Raw genomic sequence first — 24,266 nt, 5'->3', positions numbered from 1 at the left:
CTGATTTACCGTCAGTAACTTACGATGCTCCGGGGATGGTGTCACGTCACGACACAAAACGACAGAGGTAGGTTTTCCCCCGAGTTCGCGCCGCTATGACGATCTCCCCGCCGGTGTGACGAACGGCGCACGGAGATCGTTCCGTTCCGGCTTTCCCGAACGGGTGATCCCGGCTGGGGCACGTCCGGCCTCGCCGAACGGGCGATCTCAGCCCCGGGGCGCCAAGGCCCCCCACGCCACCGTCACTTCACCCTGCCGCCAGCGCGCCGGGCCGTCCGTCACCGGCCAGTCGGCCGTCAGGTCCCGTACCGCGCGCAGCCAGCGCTGCCGGGCGCCGTAGGAGGCGAAGGGCGCGGCGGCGGCCCAGGCCCGGTCGAAGTCGCGCAGGAAGGCGTGCACCGGCTCGCCGGGGACGTTGCGGTGGATGAGGGCCTTCGGCAGCCGCTCGGCGAGGTCGGAGGGCCGCTCCAGCGAGCCCAGCCGGGTGGCGAAGGTGACGCTGCGCGGGCCCTCCGGGCCGAGCGCCACCCACACGTGCCGACGCCCGATCTCGTCGCACGTGCCCTCCACCAGCAGCCCGCCGCGCGAGCCGCCGCCGGCCGGGGCGAGCCGCGCGCACAGCCGCTGCCAGACGGCGGCGACTTCGGCCTCGTCGTACTGGCGCAGCACGTTGGCGGCCCGGATGAGCATCGGCCGCCCGGGCACGGGTACCTCGAATCCGCCGTGCCGGAAGGTCAGACCCTGCCGCTCGTACGCCTTCGCCGCCGCGACCCGCGCGGGTTCGATCTCGATGCCCACCACGTGCGTGCGGGGGGCGGTGGTCCGCAGCCGGCCGAGCAGCTCCACGGCGGTCCAGGGCGCGGCGCCGTAACCGAGGTCGATGGCCAGGGGTGTCTCGGCGCGGCGCAGTTCGGTGCCGTGGGTCGCGGCTATCCAGCGGTCCATGCGGCGGAGCCGGTTGGGGTTCGTCGTCCCGCGCGTCACCGTTCCCACGGGGCGGGCGGCTGCGCGGGCTTTCATGACTACGAGGGTAAGCGGGGGCGCGCCCCGGAAAACGACCGTCGGGCCGGCACCGCATCGAACGGTTGCTCGATCAAGGGTAATGATTGGGTAAAGCTGCTTGATCGGGAAATGGCCCGGCCCCCGCCTCTGTTGCACCTCCTTGGAGGACGAGGTCGGTCCTCCGTCCGGCATGCCCGCAGCAAGGAGAGGACCGCCAGGTGAGCCAGTACGTCAGCAGGCTCGGGCGACGCTCCCCGTCGGCCGCGTCACGGCTACGACTGCACCGCAGGCCCCGCCGCGTCGCCATGCTCTCCGTCCACACCTCCCCGCTCCACCAGCCCGGCACCGGCGACGCCGGCGGCATGAACGTCTACATCGTGGAGCTGGCCCAGCGGCTCGCCGCCCTCAACATCGAGGTCGAGATCTTCACCCGGGCCACGGCCGGCGGACTGCCGCCCACGGTCGAGCTGGCGCCCGGCGTCCTCGTCCGGCACGTCGACGCCGGACCCTACGAGGGCCTGGCCAAGGAGGACCTGCCGGCCCAGCTGTGCGCCTTCACGCACGGTGTGATGCAGGCCTGGGCCGGTCACCGTCCCGGCTACTACGACCTCGTCCACTCCCACTACTGGCTCTCCGGCCACGTCGGCTGGCTCGCCGCCCAGCGCTGGGGCGTGCCCCTGGTGCACGCCATGCACACCATGGCCAAGGTGAAGAACGCCAACCTGGCCGACGGCGACACGCCCGAGCCCGCCGCCCGCGTCATCGGCGAGACCCAGATCGTGGCCGCCGCCGACCGCCTCATCGCCAACACGGCCGAGGAGGCCGACGAGCTGGTACGGCACTACTGCGCCGACCCCGCGAAGGTCGCCGTCGTCCACCCGGGCGTCAACCTCGACCGCTTCCGCCCCGCCGACGGCCGGGCCGCCGCCCGCGCCCGGCTCGGCCTCCCGCAGGACGCCCTCATCCCGCTCTTCGCCGGCCGCATACAGCCCCTCAAGGCCCCGGACGTGCTGCTGCGCGCGGTGGCGGTGCTGCTGGACGAGCGCCCGGAGCTCCGCTCCCGCATCCTGGTCCCGGTCGTCGGCGGCCCGAGCGGCAGCGGGCTCGCCAAACCGGAGGGGCTGCAGAAGCTCGCCGCCCGGCTCGGCATCGCGGACGTCGTACGGTTCCGCCCGCCGGTCGGGCAGGAACAGCTCGCGGACTGGTTCCGGGCCGCGTCCGTGCTGGTCATGCCGTCCTACAGCGAATCCTTCGGGCTGGTCGCCATAGAGGCGCAGGCGGCCGGTACGCCGGTGCTCGCGGCCTCGGTCGGCGGACTTCCGGTGGCCGTGTGCGACGGCGAGACCGGCTTCCTGGTCCACGGCCACCGTCCCGCCGACTACGCGCGCGTGCTGCGCCGTTTCGTCGACGAGCCGTCCCTCCCGGCGAGCATGGGCCGGGCCGCCGCCCGGCACGCGCAGTCCTTCGGCTGGGACCGGGCGGCCGCCGAGACCGCGGACGTCTACACGGCCGCGACCCAGTCCCACCGCCGTCGCGTACGCTCCCACCATGGGTGACGTCGAGAAGGCCGGGCAGGTCCTGGAAGGTGTCCTGAAGGACGCCGAACTGGAGTGGGAGAGCCCCGAGCCCGGAAACTACGTGGTCAAGCTCCCCGGCACCCGCAAGCTCTCCACGACGGTCTCCTTCCTCGTCGGCCGCCACTCCCTCTCCCTCAACGCCTTCGTCGTCCGCCACCCCGACGAGAACGAGGCGGGCGTCCACCGCTGGCTGCTGGAGCGCAACCTCAAGCTGTACGGCGTGAGTTACGCCGTCGACCGCCTCGGCGACGTCTACGTCACCGCCCGCCTGCCCCTCGCCTCGGTCACCCCCGACGAGATCGACCGCCTCCTCGGCCAGGTCCTGGAGGCGGCCGACGGCGCCTTCAACACCCTCCTGGAGCTGGGCTTCGCCTCCTCCATCCGCAAGGAGTACGCCTGGCGGGTGTCCCGGGGCGAGTCCACGCGCAACCTGGACGCGTTCAGGCATCTGATCGAGCGCCCGGCGGACTGACTTCCGTACGACCTCTTCCCTGTCCGACGGTGGCAGTGGCATGCTCACGGCCGACGCAATCCTGAACGTCATTCATATACCTGAATATGAAGGGGCGGGTGGACATGAGCAGCACGCACCTCACGAGACGGACCCTGCTGGCCGGCGCCACGGCCGTGGCGCTCGGCGCGACCACGATCGGGGCGACGGTCAAGGCGGCGGCCGCCGAACAGGCGCAAGTGCCGGACGTCTGGCGCGAGTTCAGCCGGTCTCCCTTCACCCACCCGCAGATTCCCTACGTCGGCCGCGCCGGTCACCGCGGCGGAGCCGCCCGCTTCCCCCGCCCCCGCCATTTCGCCGACGTCACCGAGTACGGCGCCGTACCCGACGGCACCACCGACTGCGCCCCGGCGATCAACCGTGCCATCGCCGCCGCCGGAAGGGCCGGCGGTGGCACGGTCACCATCCCGCCCGGCACCTTCCGCATCGACGGCCTGATCCACATCGGCGACTCGGGCGTCGTCCTGCGCGGCGCCGGCAGCGGCCGTACCACCCTCTTCGCGACGAAGTCCCTCACCGAGCTGATCGGCGTCTACGGCTCCCGCTACGGCGGCGACAAGTCGGCGTGGTCCTGGGCGGGCGGCCTCATCTGGCTGGCGCCGAGGGCCCGTTGGGACTCCCTCGTCGCCGCCGTCCGGTCCCGCGCCTGGCCCTTCGAGGGCTGGACCGGCAACAAGCGGGACGAGTGGACGCCGCTGACGGCGGTGGAGCCGGCCCGGCAGGGCTCGTGGACGATCACCGTCGCCGATCCGGAAGGGCTGCACCCCGGCCGCCTCGTCCTCCTCCGCCTCGCGGACGACCCCGCGCACACCCTGCTCCAGCACATGGCGGGCGGCGGCCCGGGCCCGGCGTCGTACTCCTGGGACGACAAGACCAAGCTGCTGTCGTACGTCCCGTACGAGTGGCCGGTCCGCGTCACCCGCGTCCGGGGCCGCCGGGTCACCCTCGAACGCCCCCTCCCGCTCGACGTACGCCCCGAGTGGAACCCGCAACTGACCACGCACGTCACCGAGCTGACCGGGTCCGGCGTCGAGGGCCTGACCCTGGAGGCGGTCGAGACCCCGCAGTCCCCGCACCTGCTCGACAAGGGCTACAACGGCGTGGCCTTGCAGTGTGCGTACGACTGCTGGGTGGACGACGTCACGGTGAGGAACGTCGACAACGGCTTCGGCCTGGTCGCCGCCTCCGCCTGCACCCTGCGCCGCACCCGGGTCGCCGGCCGCGGCTCGCACCACCCGTACTTCTGCCGCGAGGGCTCCCACGACAACCTGATCGAGGACTTCACCATCGAACAGCGCACGGTCCCGGCCCCGCCGAACACCCAGCTCCACGGCATCAACGTCGAAGGGCTGTCCTCGTACAACGTCTGGTCGCGCGGCGAGATGCAGATGGGCACCTTCGACAGCCACCGCGGCCTGCCCTTCGCCGACGTCCGCACGGACATCACGGTGAACAACAACGGCCGGCACGGCGGAGACGTCAGCGCGGGCCCGCTCTTCGGCGCCCGCTTCACCCACTGGAACATCAGGGTCACCAACGGCCGCGCGGGCCTGATGAAGATCGACGGACTCGCGCCCTACTCCGCGACGGTCGGCGTCAACGAGGTCACCGAGTTCGACCAGATCGACGTCCCCGACTTCACCGGCGATCTGCACGCGCGCCTGGAGCTGTACGGCACCACGGACGCCGTACGACCGAGCAATCTGTACGACGCGCAGCGGGACTTCTAGAGGGAGAGACCGCGGTGGGGGCTCGAACCGGCGTTCGGAGACGTGCTGTTAACCTGCGGCGACCCGAATCCTTACCGGGGCCTTACCGGTCCCTCACCAACGAAGAGGTTGTGCATGCGCGCAGGCAGATCCGGCTCCGCGGTCGTGCTCGCGGGAGCGCTCGCCCTGGGGGCGTTCGCCGCGCCGTCCGCGGAGGCGGCGGACACCGGCATCACGGTGTCGAACCTGGTCGTGAACAAGGGAAAGCCCGTCATCGTGGGCACCAGCGCCGAGGTGAGGCCCGGCTTCACGTACCACATGTCCTGGCCGTCCGGCCCCCAGCTGCAGGACGTGAACGCCTTCCCGTTCCTCTACCACGACACCACGGTCGCCGCGGGCGCGGACTCCGGCGGCATCTACATGGGCTACACCAACTGCAACGAGGACGGCACACACGCCGCCGACTGCGACGGCGAGCTGTACATCGAGCCTCGCTACACCCTGGACTCGAACAACGACGCCACCACCTGGAAGATCGCGGTCTCCGCGCGCATCTGGGGTTCGGACGGTCAGCCCAGGGGCGAGGAGTACCTGACCGGCTTCGGCTCCGTGCAGGTCAAGCGTAGGGCGCAGGTCACCGTCAACGCCTCGCCCGAGCCCGTCGCGAAGGGCAGGACGCTCACCGTGACGGGCCGGATCACCCGCGCCGACTGGGTGAAGCACGCATACACCGGCTTCGGCGGCAAGGCGGCCAAGCTGCAGTTCCGCAAGGCGGGCACCAGCACCTACTCGACGGTCAAGATCGTGTCGGCGGACTCCGCGGGCTACCTGAAGACCACGGTCACCGCGGCCGCGGACGGCTACTGGCGCTGGACGTTCGGCGAGACGAGCACGACGAGCGGCGCGACCGCCGCGGGCGACTACGTGGACGTCGGGTAGCTATGACCGGGCGCAGGCCCGGTAGCGCCCCGGCGTCACGCCCACCAGCTTCCTGAAGTGCCGGGTGAGATGGGCCTGGTCGTAGAACCCGGTGGCCGGGGCCACCTCGCCCGGCGCCAGCCCGTCCAGCAGCAGCCGTCGTGCCCGCCCGACCCGGCGGGACATCAGGTACTGGTGCGGGGCGATGCCGTACGCCGCGCTGAACGCCCGCACCAGATGGGCGGGATGGGCGTGCAGCAGCCGCGCGGCCTCCTCCAGCGGGAGCCCCTCCACGACCCGGGCGTCGAGCAACTCCCGAAGCGCACGGGCGAGCACCGGATCCGGACGGTGCGCAGGGGCGTCCGTCCGCCGCAGCAGACCGCGCAGCCGCTCCCCGACCAGGGTCAGCCGGCTCTCGGCCTCCAGCTCGTCGCCGGGCCGGGCGAGGGCGGAGTGCAGCCGGCCGACGTGCCGCCGCAGCACCGGATCCCGCAGATCGGGCGTGTCGACGGCCCGCCCGATGAGATCCTCGCCGAGCCGGCTGCTGTCGAGGTAGACGACCCGCTTGCGGAAGCCGTCCGGGGTGGCCGGGGAGCCGTTGTGCGGCACGTGCGGCGGGAGCAGCGTGACGGTGTCCTGCGGGGTGCCGTGCTCGTGCCGGTCGAGGTCGTACCGTACGGCGCCGTCGTCCACGATGAGCAGCGTCCAGGCGTCGTGGACGTGCATCGGGTAGGCGTACTCGGTGAAGCGGGCGTGGAAGACCTCGGTGACGCCCGGAACGCGGGGGCGCCACGCGCTGACTTCCTGGCGGGTGCCGTTCTGCCGGGCGGCCATGCAAAGAACGTACAAGACGGCGCCGTACGGCGGTCGGCAGTCTCATTCCATGAGCGCTGAACCCATCCGTTTCGACACGAAGATCGCCGTGCTGCTGCGCGAGGACCTGGAGCCCTGGCAGCGGCTCAACGTCACCGCGTTCCTGGTCAGTGGCCTGGGCGCGACGGTCCCCGAGGTGATCGGCGAGCCGTACGAGGACGCGGACGCCGTGGCGTACCTGCCCATGTTCCGCCAGCCGGTGCTGGTCTTCGAGGGCTCGAAGGAGACCCTGAAGGCGGCCCACGGCAGGGCGCTGAGCCGCGCCCTGCCCCGGGCCGTCTTCACCTCGGACCTGTTCGCCACGGGCAACGACCGCGACAACCGCGCGGCGGTGCGGGCCGTGCCGACGGCGGAGCTGGACCTGGTGGGGCTGGCGGTGTACGGCCCACGGGGTGGAGTGGACAAGGTCCTCAAGGGCGCGCGCATGCACCCCTGAGGCCGTCGGCCGGGGTCAGCCGAACATGCCGGGCTGGTAGTCGCCGGCGGGCTGCCGGACGATGACGTTGATGCGGTTGTAGGTGTTGATCAGGGCGATCAGCGTGACGAGCGCGGCGAGCTGGTCCTCGTCGTAGTGCTCGGCGGCGTTCGCCCACACCTCGTCCGGGACGCCTCCGGCGGCGTCGGCGATACGGGTGCCCTGCTCCGCCAGCTCCAGCGCGGCCCGCTCGGCCTCGCTGAACACCGTCGCCTCCCGCCAGCTCGCGACCAGGTTCAGCCGCTGTGCGGTCTCCCCGGCGGCGGTCGCGTCCTTGGTGTGCATGTCGAGGCACATCCCGCACCCGTTGATCTGGCTGGCCCGGATCTTCACCAGCTCCTGCGTCGCGGCCGGCAGGGGGGAGTCCGTGACCACCTTCCCCGCCGAGTTGAGGTACTTGAAGAACGTGCCGGTGACAGGGTTGGCGAAGATGTTCAGACGAGCGTCCATGGTGTGCTCCCGTGTGGTCTCCGAGCGGGTTTTCGTTGGCTCCACCTCCCTGACGGATCCCTCCGCGGAGATGTGACGGGGCTGAGTGTGACCTGGGTCACCGGGATCGTCGGGGTGGGCTCGGCCGGGTGCCCGCCACCGCGCTCTTCGTCCTGAGATCCGGGCGATCTGCTCACCGCCCGGGGCCGCGGATTCGTCCGTGAACGGAATCTGCACAGTGCGTACGCATCCGAGGGCCGGGCGGGTTCGGTTGGTGGGGAGTTGTCCCGGTCGGCGCGGCGACGGCAAGGGCCGTGCCCTGTCTGAGCGGCGCGGCATGTGGAGGAACTGGCCCCAACGCGTGACCGTACCCGCACGGATCCGTCATCCGGGGTGGCCAACTGGCCGGGTGCGAGCGGTGGTTGACTGGATGCCCGGCAGGCTCCGTGGTTTGATCGCTCGCACCGCCGGGATCGCGCCAGGTGTCCTGAAAGGGACGGCGCACGCCTGCGGTCGCGGCCCGACCATCTGTCCCCAGCGGGCCGTTTCCCCTTGGACCATGTGAACCATCCGTGCGAAGGGCAGTTTCATCATGAACGCCGCTCACCAGATCCAGACCGCCGAGATCTCCGACACCGAGCTCGACACCGTCTCCGGTGGCCTGGCCCCCGAGGCCAGCCTCACCGCCGACTCCACCACCCTGAGCACCGCCGACGCGCTGTCCCAGCTCGGCGCCGTCCAGGGCCAGGTTGCGGGTGCCGTCAGCGCCCTCAGCCAGCCGCACCAGATCGGCGTCAACCTCGCCTTCTGATCCCTCCGGGAGAGCCGATCGTCGCGATCGCCGCACAAGCCCCCTGCCGGCGGAGAACATCCCGGCAGGGGGCTGGGTCGTGCAAGGGCCGTGCTTGCCGCGCATCCCGTCCCTCAGGCGGCGCTGACCTCCGGCTCGGCGTCCGACCTCGGGGCCGGCACCGCCGGGCCCTCCTTCGGCAGCCCTCGCATGAGCACCCCGTACCCCAGCCCGGCGACCGTGCCCACCGCGGCGCACATCCCCCACAGCCACTGCGCGCCCAGCCGGTCGATGACCGTGCCGGACATCAGCGGGGCGACCAGCGCGGCGACGGACCAGGACAGCGTGTACACGCCCTGGTAGCGCCCGCGGCCGTGCACCGGAGAGAGCCGTACGACGAGTCCGGTCTGGGTCGGGGCGTTGACGATCTCGGCGAGGGTCCACACGCACACGGTGACCATGAAGACGCCGACCGAGCCGGCGAACGCGGTGAGCCCGAAGCCGTAACCGGCGAGCAGCGAGGAGACGACCAGCAGGGTGCGCGGGTCGCGGTGCTCGATGAACCGGGTGACCGGGATCTGCAGGGCGACGATCAGGACACCGTTGACGGCGATGGCGAGGCCGTAGTCGGCGGGCGAGAACCCGGCCCGCCCCATGGCCACCGGCAGCCCCACGGACCCCTGCTGGAAGACGAGGGCGACGAGGAAGCACAGCCCGACGACGGCCATGTACCGCCCGTCCCGCAGCACGGTTCCGAGGCTGACGGCGCCGTCCTTCTCCTTCACCTGTGCCGCCGGCCGGGACTCGGGCACCTTGAGGAAGACGACGAGCGCGCAGGCCAGGGTCATCCCGGCCTCGATGAGGAAGCCGGCGAGATAGCTGAACTCGGCGATGAACCCGGCGGCCGCGGAGGAGACGGCGAAGCCGAGGTTGATGGCCCAGTAGTTGAGGGAGAAGGCCCGCACCCGGTCCTCGGGCCGGACGATGTCGGCCATCATCGCCTGTACGGCGGGCCGGGAGGCGTTGGAGGCCATGCCGACGAGGAAGGCGACGGCGGCGATGGCGACGGGGTCCGTCATGAAGCCGAGCAGGGCGACGGAGGCGGCGGTGGCCGACTGGGCGATGAGGAGGGTCGGCCGCCTGCCGAGCCGGTCGGCCATGACCCCGCCCCCCAGCGAGGAGACGACCCCGCCCAGCCCGTGCAGCGAGGCGACGAGACCGGCGTACGAGGCGGAGTAGCCGCGCTCGAGGGTGAGGTAGAGGGCCATGAAGGTGGCCACGAATGCGCCGAGCCGGTTGACGAGGGTGCTGGTCCACAGCCACCAGAAGTCTCGGGGGAGCCCGGAGACGCTCTCCCGTGCGGCACGTCGGAGACGGGTGCCGGACATGACAACACCCCCCATGGATCGGTAAGCGGCTCACGCCATAAGCACAACTTACATACGGGGCCTGCCGGCGGCCACTCGATTAACAGATGCCGTCAACCGTCCACCCACTGACCGGCCCGGGCGGCGGCGCGAACCCGTGGATTACGCTCTTTCCCATGGCCGACGCACCGTACAAGCTGATCCTCCTCCGCCACGGCGAGAGCGAGTGGAACGCGAAGAACCTGTTCACCGGCTGGGTGGACGTCAACCTCAACGAGAAGGGCGAGAAGGAGGCAGTCCGCGGTGGCGAGCTCCTGAAGGACGCCGACCTTCTCCCCGACGTGGTCCACACGTCCCTGCAGAAGCGCGCGATCCGCACGGCCCAGCTGGCCCTCGAGGCCGCGGACCGCCACTGGATCCCGGTCCACCGCAGCTGGCGCCTGAACGAGCGCCACTACGGCGCCCTCCAGGGCAAGGACAAGGCGGCCACGCTGGCCGAGTTCGGCGAGGAGCAGTTCATGCTCTGGCGCCGCTCCTACGACACCCCGCCGCCGCCGCTCGCGGACGACTCGGAGTTCTCCCAGTTCGACGACCCGCGCTACGCCACGCTGCCGCCGGAGCTGCGCCCCAGGACGGAGTGCCTGAAGGACGTCGTCCACCGGATGCTTCCGTACTGGTTCGACGACATCGTCCCCGACCTCCTGACCGGCCGCACGGTCCTGGTCGCGGCCCACGGCAACTCGCTGCGCGCCCTGGTCAAGCACCTGGACGGCATCTCCGACGCCGACATCGCGGGCCTGAACATCCCGACGGGCATCCCCCTCGTCTACGAACTCGACGCCGACTTCAAGCCGCTCACCCCCGGCGGCAGGTACCTCGACCCCGAGGCGGCCGCGGCGGCGATCGAGGCGGTCAAGAACCAGGGCAAGAAGAAGTAACCCAGACCGAAGAAGCCCCCTACCTGCGCTTTTGCTGTCAGGAGGGGGCTCTTCTGTGTGCTGGGGCCGTGTCTGCGCACGACCACGCTTACGGGGCCATGATCACTCGCGCCAGAGCAGCTCCCGGCCAAAGTCACTCCGCCGACCGCATACGTCATGCTCGCCCAGTCCTCGGAGCAGGCCCATGCGCTGATCTCCGAAGGAGCATGGGCAGCCACTCGCGTAGCCACATGACCAGGAGGAAGAGTGGCCAGCTGCCGAGTTGGCCGGCCGCTGACAGCCGATTTTGCAGGCAAACCGTTGTCGGCACGTCGTAGCGCGGCATTGAACGGCCCCCAGACGACGGCGGGTGCGCGTCTGTCGACGAACGCCTCGCGAAGCTCCATCTCTACAGCGCCGAACGCTTGGAGGAACTTCTCACAGGCGGCGGTCCGCGACTCCTGGAGCCACTGGGGGTTCTGGCTGCGGCGCCCCACGACGCCACCCGCGATGACACCGACCACGGTGGCGGCAATGCCTCCGGCGGTGGATATCAGGAGTCCCCATGGGACCGCCACGCTACGTCTCCCTCCAGTCCGTTGGGGTCAGAATCCCGCCCCCGGACCGGGGAGATCAACGAGTGGAGCAAGGACCACGCGACGGGATCGCCTCGTGCCACAGATCCTCTCTCCTGAAGCGGGTGTCGAAATCCTGCCGGGGGCACCAGGTCTGACCTGCATCGGAGTATCAGAAAGGCCCCTCGGGGCAAATCTGGACCCGGGCTCGCTCGCAAAAGCAGAAGCCCAAGGCCGCAGATGGCACGGCGGGTGCCAAGGGCCCACAGGCCCTTGGCACCCGCCGTGGTTCAGCCGGATCAGCCCGCGTCAGCGTTCCCGGCGGCTCACGCGGTCCCGTGGTGCAGGTAGGCGCGGTTCACGGTCTGCTGGACGCTGTTGCCGTCGGCGTCCGTGGCGGTGAGCCGCAGCGTCACGTACGCGTCGCCGTGTACGCCCGACGGCCGCTCCACAGTGGCGGTGAACTGCCCGTCACCGCCGTGCCGCGCCGTGCGCGCGGTGCTCCAGCTCTTCCCGTCGTCGTACGACGCTTCGACCTTCAGCGTCACCCCGCGGGGGGCTGCCATGCCGTCCTGCATGCGGATGGTCAGGCCGAGGGCGTGCGTACGCGCCGCGCCGACCGCGTTCTGTGCGTCGACCGGTACGTCGTAGTCGAGCTGGAGCAGCGGCAGCAGGGTCTCGTCGGCCGCGGTGTCCGAGTGGAACGTCCACGAGGTGTTGGTGCGGGTGCCGAAGTGCCAGTCGTCCGAGACGCGGGCGGTGGTCAGGTCGAGCCGGTATTCGGCGTTGCCCGCGGGCACCTCGAAGTTGCCCCACGCACCGTTGTCGGACGTGGCGATCTGCTCCCCGTTCCGGTACAGCACCGCCTCGGCCGTGTCGTTGACGGAAGCCGTGCCGACGCCGCCGCCGATTCCGCCGAAGGGGTCGCTCTCCGCGAACGACCAGTGGCCGGCGCCGGAGTCGTTGAATTCCGGAACGTACACCGACAGGGTGTCGCCGTTGCGCACCGATGACAGGCCCTTACCGCGCGGGATCGACGGGCGGACCACTGCTCCGAACCACCGCTCCGTGGCGCTCTGGCCGGGCTGGTAGGTGTGCGGGGCGTCGTGCATGCCGGCCTGCAGCGGGAAGTCGACGTTGTCGATGACGTTGTGGTGCACGACGTGCTGCCACAGCGTGTCCCCGGCGCTTACGTACTCGACGCGTTCCTGTCCCACCGGAACATAGCGGCTGTACTGGTTCCACGCGGTGTCCTCGAACGGCCGCCATCCGAAACGCTGCTCGCTCGCCCAGGACGAGGCACCAGTGCGGGTGTACGTACTGCGGACCTCCGCGCTGTTCCGATCCGAGACGGTGTAGACCACCTGCTTGGGGATGGAGCCCTTCGAAACCTGCATCACGTCGTACAGGTACGGGCTGCGGACGGTGCCGGAGAACTCCACCGTCGTGTCGCCCTTCGCCATGCGCTCCAGCAGAGCCGTCCCGTTCTTCCAGGAGGTCTGCATGGTGGGCAGGGCCATCCGGTCACCATTCGGCTGCCACCGGGTCCAGTCGGAGAATCCCTCGGGCTGCACCAGCAGCAGCGCCTTGGCTCCCGCGTCCGCCGCGGACTGCGCGAGGGCCCGTCGGTCGTACCAGGCGGAGTTGTCGTCCCGTACGACGGCCAGCTTGCCGCGCGCCCCGCGGAAGTCGGGCGCCGCCGCCAGGCCGGCGGCAGCAGCGGTCAGCCGCGCGCCCTGGTCCCCGAAGACCGGGGAGGTCACCTGGTAGTACGGCGCGAACTGCTGTGAGCTGCCCGAGACCTTGGCCCGCAGCTGCGGGGCCGTCATCTGCCAGCGCGAGGAGAACTCGAAGGCACCGTCGGTGACCGCAGCGGTGGGGCTGACATAGAGCCGCTTGACGGTGTCGAAGAACAGGGCGCCCTGGAGCAGGCCGTGACCGTCGATCCGGCGGTAGAACATGGTGCTGAGGACGCCGTGCTGCTCGGCGGGGCGAGGCGTGCGGATCTTCACCTCGGTGACGTCGGCGGCATTCAGCGTCACCGTCATGTCCTTGGTGACCTTCACCTCGGGGTCGACGATCTGGCCCGCCTCTTCGCCGTCATCGGTCCGGTCGTAGAAACCGGAGTTGATGTTGTACGTGCCCTCTTCCACGACGGCGACTCCCGCGTCGCGGTCCGTGTAGTTCACGAACCCGTCGGGGCCCCAGATGGTCGGCAGTGAGCCGGGCACGATCTTGCCGTCGCGGTCGCGGTAGACCACGGTCAGCCGGTGCTGGGGGGCGTGCACCACGAGAGAGACGGTGGTGTGGGCGAGCACGGTGCCGTCGGCGGACTTCGCGGTGATGTATCCGTAGAACTTGCCGCGGACGGCGTGGGCCGCGTCGATGTGCAGCGGTACGTCGACGGTGGCACCCGGAGCCAGTTGCACGGTGCTGGAGTCGGGGCTGACCACCCCGTCGGGGATTGCCTTCCCGGTCTCGGTGGCCAGGTTGACGGCCAGGGAGAGGGTGAGCGGGTGATCGCCGGTGTTGGTGTAGCGGAGGGTGGCCGCCTGCTGCGGCCCCTGCGTGCCACCGGTGGTCAGCGGGGCGAGGGTGACGGAGCCGGTGGCCGTCACCGGGCCCATGGCCGCGGCCACGTCGATGCGGCCGCCGCCCTGCTCGGTCACCTTGGTGCCGGGCACCGTGTGCGCGGTGCTGATCAGGGCGTCCTTGAGCTGCTGGGCGTCCCAGTCCGGGTGCTGCTGGGCCAGCAGCGCGGCGGCGCCGGCGACGTGCGGGGTGGCCATGGAGGTACCGGACAGCGCGACGTAGTTGGCGTCGATCGGGTCGCCCAGGGTGGTGCCGGCCGCGCGGGCGGCGACGATGCCCACGCCGGGGGCGGTCACGTCGGGCTTGACCGCGTCGTCGCCGAAGCGCGGGCCGCGGCTGGAGAAGGGGGCCAGAGAGTCGTCGCGGTCGACGGCGCCCACGGTCAGCGCGGCATCGGCTGCGCCGGGCGTACCGACGGTGGACTGGCCTGGGCCCGAGTTGCCCGCCGCGATCACGAAGAGCGTGCCGGTGGAGGCGGTCAGGTTGTCGACGGCCTGGCTGAGCGGGTCGGTGCCGTCGGTCTGCTCGTCCGCCCCGAGGCTCATGTTGACGACCTTGGCGTGCTCGGCGGTCGCCCACTCCATGCCGTCGATGATGCCCGACTCGTCGCCGTAGCCGTTGTCGTCCAGCACCTTGCCGATCAGCAGGTCGGCCTTGGGCGCGACACCGCGTCGGGTGCCGTCGGAGGCGGCCCCGCTGCCGCCGACGATCGAGGCGACGTGCGTACCGTGGCCGAAGTGGTCGCCGGTGTTCCCACTGCCGGAGAAGTCCTTGGCCTCCGCGATGCGGCCGACGAGGTCGGGGTGACTGGCGTCGACACCGGTGTCCAGCACGGCCACCTTGACGCCCTGGCCTTCGTAGCCGGCCTTCCAGGCGGTGGGGGCGTTGATCTGTGCGGTGCTGCGGTCCAGCAGAGCCTTCACCTTGCCGTCCAGCGAGATGCGCGGGGTGACCGTGGCGCGGGCGGCGTCCGGCGTTCCGCCGGGGTTCAGCGTCTTCCAGAACTTCCCCAGGTCGTGGTCGGCGACCCGCACCGACCGCGCGTGGATGCTCTGCAGGTCACGGGAGGGCGTCGCCGACGCGTTGAGCGCCACCAGGCGGTCGGCCGTCGCCGCGGCTGTCTTCGCCGCCTGTGCGGTGACCCTGGCCCCGGCCCGTGACGGCTCCGGCCGTGAGGAGACGATCAGCGGCAGCGCGGAGGTGTGTGCCTCGTCGTAGCCCTGGGAGATAAGCGCCGTCACATTGAACAGCTGCCGGTCCAGGGTGCCTGCCGACACCAGCGCCTCGGCGTCGAACGGCATCACGGTCAACTGCTTGTCGTCCCCCTCCAGCGTCTGGAAGGGGATGTGTTCGCGCCCGGGTCCAGGCTGCACCGACGCGGTGTGCCGTCCGCCGGGCAGCGTCGTCACGGTCACCCGGTCACCGGTCACCAGCCGGACGGTCACGGAGCGAGCCCCCGGTACAGCGGCGGGATGAGCGGCGGTCCCGGTAGCTGCCGTCTGCGCCGCGAATGCGACCGGCACAACTCCGGCGACCAATACCACTCCAGTCGATAGTGCCGCCGTTAGGCGGATTCTTGACATCAGTGAGACACCTCTCGTACAGCGGGGGGCGCAAGCTGTCCGAAAGCATCCGTTGATGCAGCTCAACCTGTCACTGGCCTCAGGTGTCGCAACTGCGACATGCCCCAACTGCGACACCCGCCGCCCGCGCGCCGCCGCCACGCTGTCAGCGCGACGGGGATTGCCATGACGGATTACTCCATCCCGCTTGGTGACGGTGTGTCACTTGCCGAGAATGCTTGATGCAGCAAGGGCGCCAATGTCAGAGCGACCGAGGACCGGCGTCCGAAGTCGGTTTGCGGGCCGGGTGTTGGAACAGGGGACTGGTTCGTCTCTGCCGGTCTTCAACCAACATCGCCGGCACCGCCACCACCGACCCCGCCACCAGCCTCGCTGAGCCTCACCGAGGCTGGGACCAGCCCCGCCGCCATGGGCGTCGGCGACGAGCCCCAGGTACTACCCGGACGGAACCCAGTGCCCGTGCGGAAACCGGGGATCGAACTCCTAAAGCGGTGGTCGGCTCCACAGCTTTAGCCTCGCGCCCGATGCCCCCTCGTCCGGCTGGTCAGCCGTCGCGTTGCGCTGCCCTCGGACATCCGATCCAGCCCGACCGCCACTCGGCTCTATCGCATCCCCTGAGGAGATGTATCCCAAGGCCCGGTGCGTCATCGGATGCGCCGGGCCTGGGGGCGGCCTCAGCTGGTGAAGGTGAAGTACTTCCAGGAGCCGTGCGTGGTCGAGTTCACGGTGTCGCCCGAGGAGTCGTTGATGTAGGACGACCGCACGCGCATCGAGTAACCGGTCTGGTGCGTGCCGCCCAGTTCCACCACCGACTTGCCCGTGGAGTCGAGCTTGAAGTACTGGGACCCCGCCGAGCGCCAGGCGCCGTCGGAGTAGATCTGGAACTGCAGCCTCTGCGAGCGGCCGGGGTAGGCCGTCATCGTGGTCGTGAGGAGCGGATTGGTCGTCTTCCGGAAGTAGTACTTGGTGTACCCGTTGACCGTGGCCGTCTTGTAGTAGCGGCTCAGGCCCAGCGACACCTTGACCTTCGCGCCCACCCAGCTCGTGGCCGTCCTCGGGGCGGTCCGCGCGTCGCCGGAGAAGGACGCGCTCACCGTGGTGTCGCGCTTCAGGGTCAAGGTGACCGACAGGTTGCCCTCGCTGTTGACCGTGCCGGTCTTGACCAGGTACTTGCCCTTGCCGTCGCCCGCAGTGTCCGCGTAGAGCGAGAGCGTCCGGTTCTTGTACGTCGTGCCGAGGTGGGCGGTGAACGTCACGTTGCTGGCGTAGTCGTAGACGTTGCCGTTCTTGTTCACTGTCAGGGTCGTGGAGTTCCGGGAGACCTCGACCGTGTCGGAGGCGGAGGCAGTCGTGCGATCGGCGTCGCCGGCATACGAGACCTTGTACGCGACCTTGCCGCCCGCGGGCGGGGTGTCGGTGAAGGAGAAGGTCCCGTCCGCCTTCACCGTCGCGGCCGGGAGCGCCTTGCCGTTCGGGGACTCCAGGTCCGTCCGGGTGACCGCGACGGTGGTCCCCGCGGGCAGCCCGAGCGTGTTCGTGACCTTGCCGGAGACGGTCAGCGACTTGGCACGGTCGGCCGTCGCCGGGGCGTTCACCGTGACGGTGGTGACGGCCTTGCCGGGGTCGGTGACGACGCGCAGACGGTACTTGCTGTTGAGGCTGTGTGTGACCGCGAAGAGCCGGCTGCTGTCGGGCGCGAAAGCGAGGTCGCCGTGGTCGAGCAGGGTCTCTTGGGCGACTCCATTCTGGTAGTCGGTGAAGTTGGCGGTCCGCCTCGGGGTCGTGCTGCCCGGCTTGTAGATGGACACATGGGGGCGGTCGAAGGAGGCGTAAGTGTCGGTGCCCCCCGCGACGAGGCCGTCCGGCGCGACATCCACCGACCGTTGTTCCCAGTAGCTACTCGGATATCTGATGGTCTCTGACAGGTCTGAGGTCCGGAAGACCTGCTGGAAGTCGCCTGCTGTGGTGGCCACCACGAGCTCTGTGCCGTCCGGGGTGAGCGCCAGGTCCTCCGCGGTGTTGCCGATGGCGGCGTCCTGCCCGCCGAGGAAGGCGGTCCGGCCGGCCGTGCCGGACGACACGTCATAGATGCCGAGGGTGAAGTAGTACTGGCGCGAGCCGGCCGCCAGGGTGTCGGGAGCGCCGGGTACCGAGTCCAGCAGGGGAGCGTCCTTCCACGTTCCGTCGGCCTCCTGGGCGAGCGAAACCTGCGTCTGCCCGCCGGACAGGTCGAGAGAGCCGATGTTGCCGTGACCGACGCTGCCATAGCCAAACCAAAGTTTGCCGCCCGCGAGCGCTAGGTGCTGCGGATCTGTGCCGTCACCCGTCGCGTACCGCCCAGCCTCGGTGACCGTCGCCGTGTCGATGGCCACGATCTCATCAGTTCCCGGCACGGCAACGTAGAGCGTTGCCGAGTCGGCGGAAAGCTCCAGGCCGTCAGCCTGCGGCAGCGAAGTGATCGTCCCGATGACGGTGCCGTTGTAGTCGGTGGCAACGACCTTGCCTCCCGACGGGTCACTGATGAAGACGCGCCGGTGAACGCCGTCCACGATGATGTCGCCGCTGGACGTGATGGGCAGCGCGGCGCTGCTGTCGGCGACAGCAGCGCCCGCGGCCGCCCCGATCAGGGCGACAGAACTGAGAGTGACCGCGAGCGCTGTAACGGCCGAAATACTGCGCACACGCACAGTGATGCAACCCCCACTAGGAAGACAAGACTGCCCACAAGACCCCTGGAGCCCCTTCAGGGTTGTACGGCACACCTGCGCAAGTCTCCGCAGGTGCCACTGGATGCCGCCAGGAGCCGAGCACCCTCTATGGCAGGCGCGCACTCGGTATGGAGACGAAGAGGTCGCCATCGAAAGAGGCCCCCTCCAGGCGGCCTGTTTGACGCGTGCATCCTGGCAGCATGACGAATCCCGGCGGCCCGTACGTCAAGGTGCACTTCCGGCTTGAGATAGAGGACGACTGGCCTCCGGCCTCGGTGGAGAGCTTGCGGGCGATCGATCAGGGTGACGGCACCGTGCAGCTCGACAACATCCCCCTGGTTCATCCGAGGCATCGCCTGCGGCGACGTCGTGGTCACGGAGCCCGACGAGGAAGGCGTGCGATGGGCCGACGAGCTGCGCGGCAAAGCGTGATCAACGCGTTTCAGCAACTTGGCGTCGACGGCGAGGGCATAGAGCGGTTCGGCATGGTGGCCCTGGACGTCCCGCCCACCGCTGATCTCGCCAAGGTGCAAAGGTTGCTCAACCACGGCGTAGCCGAGGAGTGGTGGGACATGGAAGAGGGGTGGGAGGCATGTTCCGTGCCGTCTGCGACTCTCTCCCGGCTACGCTCGCGCGGGAGCGCCCCGCGGCGCGTGGCTGCGGGGCGCCTTGTGGGGTTCAGTCGATCCGCTCCCCGTCGTGCGTACCGCCCTTGCAGAGGTTGTCCGTCAGATCGGCCGTTCCGCCGCCCTGCTTGCACTGAGAAGGGGTGACGTAGGATGGGGCACCCTGTGCGGTGGCGGCGGTGGCGGCGGCGGCGCCTGTGAGGCCGAGTCCGGCGAGGGCTGCCGTAGCGATGACGGCGGCGAGGATTCGTCGAATGCGCATTTGGTTTCCCTTTCACGGATTGCCTCGGTTGGGGCACTAGCCAGCTTGATCTTCACCCATGTGGGTGGCACGTCATGTTGAGCCATTCGGGTGACAGTGCGGTGGGGTGCGGGGTCGGTGGCGCGACCCGTCGGACAGGCCCTGGAACGACGAGACCACCCCGCCCAACGTGGTCGTCCGCGTCGGTCAGCGGGTGCGGAGAGCGCTGGTGTACACGTCCGTACGGTTCTGCGGTGCGCCGGAGTGGGTCTCGGTGAGCACCGCCCGTACTCCCTTGCCGTCCGCCACCAGGCCTTGGTAGTCGCCGAGGAAGAAGCCCCCGGCGAACGGTGCCTGCAGCCAGTCGAAGACCCGCGAGATCCGTCGTTCGGTCCGCAGCTTCGGGTTTCCGTGCCGCAGCGTGGCCAGTTGGTAGGCGGTGGGCAGGGTGGTGGTGTTGCCGGGCCTGAGGAAGCGCAGGTCGTAGTAAGTGAGCGCGACCGTGCCCCGCTCGGCGACCGCGATCGACGGTGAGAAGGCCGGAACGCCCTTGGGGCTGATCAGCTCCGGGGTCCCCCAGGTGCGTCCGCCGTCGGTGGACCGCACGAGCTGGACGGAGTCGAACCTGCCGCCGGAGAAGTCCGAGCCCTCGTAGGCCATGTACAGCGTGCCCGTCCTGGGGTCGACGGCCGGGCTCGGCACGGTGGTCCCGTCGCGCAGCAGTTTGCCGGGGTCGTTCGGGTCGACCTCCGGTACGGAGGTGTCCCGGGCCACGGTGACCGGGGCGCTCCAGGTCTCTCCGGCGTCGGTCGAGGTGACCACCTCGTAGCGGGCCTCGACGACGGTGCTCAGGTCGTCGGAGTAGGTGATCCGGTCGAAGAAGTCGTACAGGGTGCCGGTGCGCCGGTCGACGACGATCTGATGACCGATGGTCTGGGTGTTGGGCACGGTGCTGGTGTCGACGAACGGCCGGGCCTTGCTCCAGGTGCGGCCGCCGTCGCGGGTGAGGGAGATGTAGCCGGGACCGTCGAGGGAGCTGGGGCCGGGTGGGTCGTTGTCGAGGCGGTTCCAGACCTGGTAGGCGGTGCCCTTGCGGATCGGGTCGGCGGTGAGTGTGGGCTTGTCGTTGAAGAACGGCTGCTCGTCGACGTGCGTGGTGGTGAGGTTCTGCCAAGTGCGGCCGCCATCACGGGATGTGACTGCCAGGAGGGCGCTGCGCGTGCTCTTCGTGAAGTCGACGCCCTCCCCGCCGGCGTAGACCGTGCCGTCCGGTCCGGTGCTCACCCAGGGGTCGGTGGCCCGTTCGTAGTCCGCGCCGCCGGGGGCGCACAGGCTGAACGGCAACGTGCTCCGGTGGAAGGTGCGGCCGTCCCTGGTCCAGCCGGCCACCAGGCCACGGGCGCCGCCGTCGTTCCAGCGGTCCTGCTGGAACACGGTGACCACGCGCTTCGGGTCGCGCGGATCGACGGACAGGTACGGCTCGACCTCGGTGCCCGGGTAGACGACGCTGTCGGGGGACCTCGCGCCGATGGTGCACTGCGCGTACGGGTCGCCCTGGGACACCCTGACCAGTGGTGTGCCGTCGGGGTTCCGGTCTGCCGCGGCGGGAGTCGTGCCGGTGACCGTGACGAGCAGGAGCGCGGCGGTGGTGACGGCGGTCAGGGGCAGGACGACGCGCATGCGGGATCTCCTCCGGGCCTGGCGGCCGGCGTACGGGAGGCGGCCGGGGCGCGGAGGCGTACTGGAACGCGAGGGTGGGGCGACTCCGCTTGATCCTTTTCGGTGTGGCATCCGGTGCCCTTGATGGGCCGAACGACGGAGTCATCCCCGGGGTCGTCGAGGAGCACGGCGGAGCCGACCGGCGGTGCACCGTGCCGGTTGGTGATGCCGACGGGATCGGCCTTGGCTCAGACGGGTGGGTGGAGCGGGATGACTTGCTGGATTTCTGCGCCTGTTCGCGACTGCCGAGTGTCAACCACGCCCGGGATCAATACAGCTGGGAAATCCGAACGACCTCGTCGGTCACTGTATGACGCCGGTCGAGGCAAGTACGGCGGTCTCCCGGGCCCATTACGAGCCACGGCAGACGGCGTCCAGGAGGAAGTGCCGTCCCCAGCCGGAAGGTGAACAGCCACGTCATAGTTGGCAATCCGCCCCGCCAGCGCCCTCGGGCTCACGCCATGAACGTTGTCCCGGTCGGTGTCGGCACCGGCTTCGAGAAGGAGCCGAATCGTCCCGCCTTCGCCCCGCGAACAGAACACCGCCCTCCACAACGGCGTATTCGGGGGCACCCCCGGGGTGCCCAGGACGGGCGGGGGAGAGGGTGCGACGCTGGAGTGAGGGGCCCGCGAGTGGAGGTCCGTGTGTGTCTCATCCGGATTCGGGGCCCTCTTCTTCGGCCTGGCGACCATGTCCCGGTGCGGCTCGATGTGAGCCCGGCGGCCGGGGCACCACCCGTCGAGCGTCGCCGGGCGGCCTTACCGCGTGGATCCGGCCCGCCGGGACCAGGACCGCGCGACCAACCCGGAAGGCAGGTGCTTCCCATGCGCACGTCGACCCGTATCGCCGGTGCCCTCACCGGCCTCACCCTCACCCTCGGCGGTGCGGTCCTCGCCGCTCCCGCGGTCCGGGCGGACATCCCCGCCTGCACACAGATGGCCGAACTGGCCGGTGCCACCGCTTCCGACTCCGTCACAGCGGCCTGCAGTCGTGGCGTGGTCGGAGACCTGCAGGGTTGTGTGACCGGGCTGACCGGGGCCGGAGTGGCGGGCGGTGCCGCGACCGCTGCCTGCCGGGCGGCTGCCCACGAACCGCGTTAGAGGACCACGCGCGGCAGGCACCCACCGGTACCGGACATCGGCGTCGCCCCGCTCCTGCCGACGCGCACGCGGCGTACCGATGCGGCCGGTCGAGGTCGGTGACGTCATGCCTCTCCGGGCCGGGCAGTCGCCGCCCGGGCGCGGTGCCCGGCCTTGCCTCGCGGGCCTCATGCGGAGCGCCCATGCTGAGTAAGAGGGCGCCGTCGTCTTGCGACTTGTCCTTCCCGGAGGCCGAACGAAGGCGCCTGAGAGGAGGAGGAAGTCATGCGTATGCGCAGAATCCTGGGCATCGCCCTGGCCGCGGCGACCCTTGCCGGCGTGAGCGCCGTCGGCGCTGTCAGCGCCGGGGCCGCCTCGTCTCCGAACATCTCCAGAGACGACTGCACGGCCGCCGGCGGACAGATCGTTGCACGCCCCTACGCCGGGGAGGTCTGCGCGCTGCCTGACGGGACCACGCAGGCGATCACTTGACCGGTCGGCGCAGGGCTGGGTGACCAGTCCGGCCGGTGCGCCCGACGCGGTGGGTATGGGGTGACGGCTCCCGGTCCACCGTTGGGTGGATCGCCCGCGCCCGTCTCGACACCGCGTCGCCCGGAGCGGCGAACGCGGAGGAGAGGAAAGCCCGTTTGAGCTGCTTGTTCCCTCGTCCGGAGGGCTATGGCCGGCGGTCGGGAAGGTGCTGCCGTCGCCGACCTCGATCAGGATCTGGGCTCCGGTCCTGACGCCGACCGCCTGGCATCGACGTCAGGACTCGTTTCCATTTCCGCACCCACCTGTACGGCGCGGCCGACGAGCCGACAACGCCGAGTGAGCCGAGCGAAAGGGGCTGAGCCACTACACCGAGGCCGGCCCCGTCGTGAACAGCGGGAATCGCGGTGAAAGCGGGTCGCCCCGAACGCGCTTTGGGGTGAAGGCCGAGGTGCCGCCGCCCTTGCCGCGGGTCCGCGTACGCCGCTGCCCGGGCCCGCGCGCTGTGCTCGGGTCCGGGCAGGGTTCCGGGGTGGTCAGCTGCCGCTCGGCGCCTCGGTTTCCGCGCCTCCGGTTTCCGGTGCGCTGGGCGCACCGGTGTCCGTGCCTCCGGTCTCTGCCGCGCTGGGCGCTCCTGTCTCCGAGGAGCCGCCGCTCGGTGACTCGCTGCTCGGTGCGCTGGTGGCCGGCCCACCGGGACTAGGGCCGGTGGACGGCGTGGCCGAACCCGTCGTGGGGGAACTCGACGACGGACTCGGCGAGGTCGTGGTCGGCGCCGGCGACGTCGTGGTCGGGTTCGGCAGCGACGGTACGACGATGACGGTCGGGGGATTCTTCGGTGTGGGAACCTGCACCAGGATGATGACGATGACGTCGCGGCCGTTGTGGCGCTCGTGCCGCTTCTTGACCTGGTAGCAGTGGATCTTCTTCGGGTCCTTGTGCGTGCGGTAGCACTTGATGACCTTGGCGGTGGGTGCGAGAGCGGTCGCCTTCGTCGACTTCGACGTCGCGCCGGCGTCCGTTGCCGAAATGCCCCAGGCGCCGGCCGCCAGACAGGAGGAGGCCGTCACCGCGACACAGATCTTCCTGAGTTTGTCGTCCATTTTCCCAACCCTGGTTGAGTTTCACACGGACCTGATCGAGGATCTCTGTCGTGCCGCGGAAGAACCAGAGGCAGAACCACCCAGGCGGTGTGGGGAGAACTACCCCTCCTCGGCGGGCTCCGTGGCCGCCATTCCGCGCTTCAGCGCGAGCCGGGTGAGATCGGCCCGGCGGCGGTAACCGGTCTTGCTGCACAGCCGGTCCAGATGGGAATGGACGGTGTGCTCGCTGATATTCAATTCGGCGGCGATTTCCCGGTCGGTGGCTCCATTCGCGACGAGTCGCAGGATCTGCCACTCCCGCTCGGTGATACGGGGTGGGTTCTTGTGCACGTCGCGGTCACCGAAAAAGCTGGTCGAGAAATAGCTGCGGCCCGAGGCGACGGTGCGCAGCGCGGCCAGCAGCTCCTCCTCACCCGCCCACTGACTCACATAGCCCCGGGCCCCGGCCTCGATGAGCAGCACGAGGTCGGTCTGCGTCGCGGCGGCCGACAGCACGACCACCCGGCGGCCCCTTTCGTGCAGCCGGACCACCAGGTCGCAGGTCTCCCGGACGGAGCCGCTCAGATTGAGCAGGACCACCTCCGCCTCGCCGACCTCGTGCGGCGGTGTGCCGTTGTCGCCCGCCCCGCGCAGCCGCTGCAGTTCCGGCGCGCTGTCGACGACGCGGATCAGGCCGTACAGAAGGAGCGGGCAGTCGGAGACGACCGCCACACATGTCGGTTCTCGGCTCATCCAGGTCCCCGTGGATAGGGGGCCGGCCACCGGCGACGCCGCTGGGCTGGGCAGCCCGGTGGCAGGCCACGGTCATCCCAGCATCCCGGGCCGGGACCGTCCCCGCCCGCCGGACTGACCCAACCGGAGGCCTCCGGGGCCGGGGGCCACGCCGGGGGCCGGATTGCCGCCTTCCCGGAGAACAGCCCCACGTGGGTCCGCTCAAGGTGGGAACCCGGAGGGTGGAGCAGTCGGTCCGGGGGTGGCGGACG

Annotated in this window: 20 protein-coding genes and 1 pseudogene; 10 read left to right on the top strand and 11 right to left on the bottom strand. The window is 70.3% G+C overall.

What is annotated here, in order from left to right; genetic code table 11:
- Nucleotides 1-207 precede the first annotated feature (207 nt).
- Nucleotides 208-1,020 (bottom strand): class I SAM-dependent methyltransferase, encoded by an 813-nt coding sequence (locus ACQPXS_RS22835; RefSeq protein ID WP_351805273.1) that lies wholly within the window; start codon nucleotides 1,018-1,020, stop codon nucleotides 208-210.
- A 200-nt stretch (nucleotides 1,021-1,220) separates the two neighbouring features.
- On the opposite strand from ACQPXS_RS22835, the gene mshA reads away from it, so the two are divergent.
- The 4 genes from mshA to ACQPXS_RS22815 all read left to right on the top strand — a co-directional run bounded on the left by mshA (nucleotide 1,221) and on the right by ACQPXS_RS22815 (nucleotide 5,738).
- On the top strand, nucleotides 1,221-2,558 hold the full coding sequence (mshA, locus tag ACQPXS_RS22830) for a D-inositol-3-phosphate glycosyltransferase (RefSeq protein ID WP_433451146.1): 1,338 nt from the start codon (nucleotides 1,221-1,223) through the stop codon (nucleotides 2,556-2,558).
- Nucleotides 2,551-3,051 carry a YbjN domain-containing protein gene (locus ACQPXS_RS22825; RefSeq protein WP_351805277.1) on the top strand — a complete coding sequence of 167 codons (501 nt, stop codon included), beginning with the start codon at nucleotides 2,551-2,553 and terminating at the stop codon, nucleotides 3,049-3,051. Before mshA ends, ACQPXS_RS22825 begins: the two co-directional genes overlap by 8 nt.
- A gap of 104 nt (nucleotides 3,052-3,155) precedes the next feature.
- Nucleotides 3,156-4,820: a glycosyl hydrolase family 28-related protein gene (locus ACQPXS_RS22820; protein WP_433451145.1), complete on the top strand. Its 1,665-nt coding sequence runs from the start codon at nucleotides 3,156-3,158 to the stop codon at nucleotides 4,818-4,820.
- A gap of 114 nt (nucleotides 4,821-4,934) precedes the next feature.
- Nucleotides 4,935-5,738, top strand: a complete 804-nt coding sequence (locus ACQPXS_RS22815; RefSeq protein WP_433451144.1) for a hypothetical protein — start codon at nucleotides 4,935-4,937, stop codon at nucleotides 5,736-5,738.
- Here the strand turns inward: ACQPXS_RS22815 and ACQPXS_RS22810 are convergent, their stop codons facing one another.
- Nucleotides 5,739-6,551 (bottom strand): AraC family transcriptional regulator, encoded by an 813-nt coding sequence (locus ACQPXS_RS22810; protein ID WP_433451143.1) that lies wholly within the window; start codon nucleotides 6,549-6,551, stop codon nucleotides 5,739-5,741.
- On the opposite strand from ACQPXS_RS22810, the gene ACQPXS_RS22805 reads away from it, so the two are divergent.
- Nucleotides 6,550-7,026, top strand: coding sequence for a DUF2000 domain-containing protein (locus ACQPXS_RS22805; RefSeq protein WP_356303653.1), 477 nt, complete (start codon nucleotides 6,550-6,552; stop codon nucleotides 7,024-7,026). The genes ACQPXS_RS22810 and ACQPXS_RS22805 overlap by 2 nt on opposite strands.
- A gap of 15 nt (nucleotides 7,027-7,041) precedes the next feature.
- Here ACQPXS_RS22805 and ACQPXS_RS22800 read toward each other — a convergent pair whose 3' ends face one another.
- The gene (locus ACQPXS_RS22800; protein ID WP_433451142.1) at nucleotides 7,042-7,515 is read right to left on the bottom strand and encodes a carboxymuconolactone decarboxylase family protein; all 474 of its coding nucleotides are present in this window, start codon (nucleotides 7,513-7,515) and stop codon (nucleotides 7,042-7,044) included.
- Nucleotides 7,516-8,086: 571 nt separating this feature from the next.
- Between ACQPXS_RS22800 and ACQPXS_RS22795 the strand changes: the two genes are divergently transcribed.
- Nucleotides 8,087-8,305, top strand: coding sequence for a hypothetical protein (locus ACQPXS_RS22795; RefSeq protein ID WP_433451141.1), 219 nt, complete (start codon nucleotides 8,087-8,089; stop codon nucleotides 8,303-8,305).
- A 113-nt stretch (nucleotides 8,306-8,418) separates the two neighbouring features.
- On the opposite strand, the gene ACQPXS_RS22790 is transcribed toward ACQPXS_RS22795, so the two are convergent.
- On the bottom strand, nucleotides 8,419-9,672 hold the full coding sequence (locus ACQPXS_RS22790) for an MDR family MFS transporter (RefSeq protein ID WP_433451140.1): 1,254 nt from the start codon (nucleotides 9,670-9,672) through the stop codon (nucleotides 8,419-8,421).
- 155 nt (nucleotides 9,673-9,827) lie between these two features.
- Between ACQPXS_RS22790 and ACQPXS_RS22785 the strand changes: the two genes are divergently transcribed.
- Nucleotides 9,828-10,589, top strand: coding sequence for a phosphoglyceromutase (locus ACQPXS_RS22785; protein ID WP_433451139.1), 762 nt, complete (start codon nucleotides 9,828-9,830; stop codon nucleotides 10,587-10,589).
- Nucleotides 10,590-11,469: 880 nt separating this feature from the next.
- On the opposite strand, the gene ACQPXS_RS22780 is transcribed toward ACQPXS_RS22785, so the two are convergent.
- Together ACQPXS_RS22780 and ACQPXS_RS22775 are read right to left on the bottom strand one after the other, a co-directional pair.
- Nucleotides 11,470-15,318, bottom strand: a complete 3,849-nt coding sequence (locus tag ACQPXS_RS22780; RefSeq protein WP_433451138.1) for a S8 family peptidase — start codon at nucleotides 15,316-15,318, stop codon at nucleotides 11,470-11,472.
- 674 nt (nucleotides 15,319-15,992) lie between these two features.
- The gene (locus ACQPXS_RS22775; RefSeq protein WP_433451137.1) at nucleotides 15,993-17,999 is read right to left on the bottom strand and encodes a YncE family protein; all 2,007 of its coding nucleotides are present in this window, start codon (nucleotides 17,997-17,999) and stop codon (nucleotides 15,993-15,995) included.
- Nucleotides 18,000-18,226: 227 nt separating this feature from the next.
- Between ACQPXS_RS22775 and ACQPXS_RS22770 the strand changes: the two genes are divergently transcribed.
- The gene (locus ACQPXS_RS22770; RefSeq protein ID WP_433451136.1) at nucleotides 18,227-18,799 is read left to right on the top strand and encodes a DUF4265 domain-containing protein; all 573 of its coding nucleotides are present in this window, start codon (nucleotides 18,227-18,229) and stop codon (nucleotides 18,797-18,799) included.
- Here the strand turns inward: ACQPXS_RS22770 and ACQPXS_RS22765 are convergent.
- Nucleotides 18,705-18,914 (bottom strand): hypothetical protein, encoded by a 210-nt coding sequence (locus ACQPXS_RS22765; protein WP_433451135.1) that lies wholly within the window; start codon nucleotides 18,912-18,914, stop codon nucleotides 18,705-18,707. The two genes, ACQPXS_RS22770 and ACQPXS_RS22765, sit on opposite strands and share 95 nt — an antisense overlap.
- Nucleotides 18,915-19,100: 186 nt before the next feature.
- Nucleotides 19,101-20,573, bottom strand: coding sequence for a sialidase family protein (locus ACQPXS_RS22760; protein WP_433451134.1), 1,473 nt, complete (start codon nucleotides 20,571-20,573; stop codon nucleotides 19,101-19,103).
- Between the two features lie 863 nt (nucleotides 20,574-21,436).
- On the opposite strand from ACQPXS_RS22760, the gene ACQPXS_RS22755 reads away from it, so the two are divergent.
- Nucleotides 21,437-21,712, top strand: coding sequence for a hypothetical protein (locus ACQPXS_RS22755; RefSeq protein WP_362084487.1), 276 nt, complete (start codon nucleotides 21,437-21,439; stop codon nucleotides 21,710-21,712).
- Nucleotides 21,713-21,976: 264 nt separating this feature from the next.
- Nucleotides 21,977-22,183 carry a hypothetical protein gene (locus tag ACQPXS_RS22750; RefSeq protein ID WP_365334379.1) on the top strand — a complete coding sequence of 69 codons (207 nt, stop codon included), beginning with the start codon at nucleotides 21,977-21,979 and terminating at the stop codon, nucleotides 22,181-22,183.
- A gap of 103 nt (nucleotides 22,184-22,286) precedes the next feature.
- Here ACQPXS_RS22750 and ACQPXS_RS22745 read toward each other — a convergent pair.
- The 3 genes and pseudogenes from ACQPXS_RS22745 to ACQPXS_RS22735 all read right to left on the bottom strand — a co-directional run.
- A pseudogene (locus tag ACQPXS_RS22745) lies at nucleotides 22,287-22,466 on the bottom strand (transposase); the annotation flags it as partial.
- Nucleotides 22,467-22,716: 250 nt separating this feature from the next.
- A complete protein-coding gene (locus ACQPXS_RS22740) occupies nucleotides 22,717-23,283 on the bottom strand; it encodes a hypothetical protein (protein ID WP_433451133.1) in 567 nt (188 codons plus the stop codon).
- Between the two features lie 99 nt (nucleotides 23,284-23,382).
- Nucleotides 23,383-24,015 (bottom strand): LuxR C-terminal-related transcriptional regulator, encoded by a 633-nt coding sequence (locus tag ACQPXS_RS22735; RefSeq protein WP_433451132.1) that lies wholly within the window; start codon nucleotides 24,013-24,015, stop codon nucleotides 23,383-23,385.
- Nucleotides 24,016-24,266 lie beyond the last annotated feature (251 nt).

This window comes from Streptomyces sp. CA-142005 (assembly GCF_050942335.1).
Lineage (GTDB): Bacteria > Actinomycetota > Actinomycetes > Streptomycetales > Streptomycetaceae > Streptomyces.
Note: the sequence above shows the minus strand (reverse complement) of the source record. Positions and strands in the feature narration are given on the sequence as shown.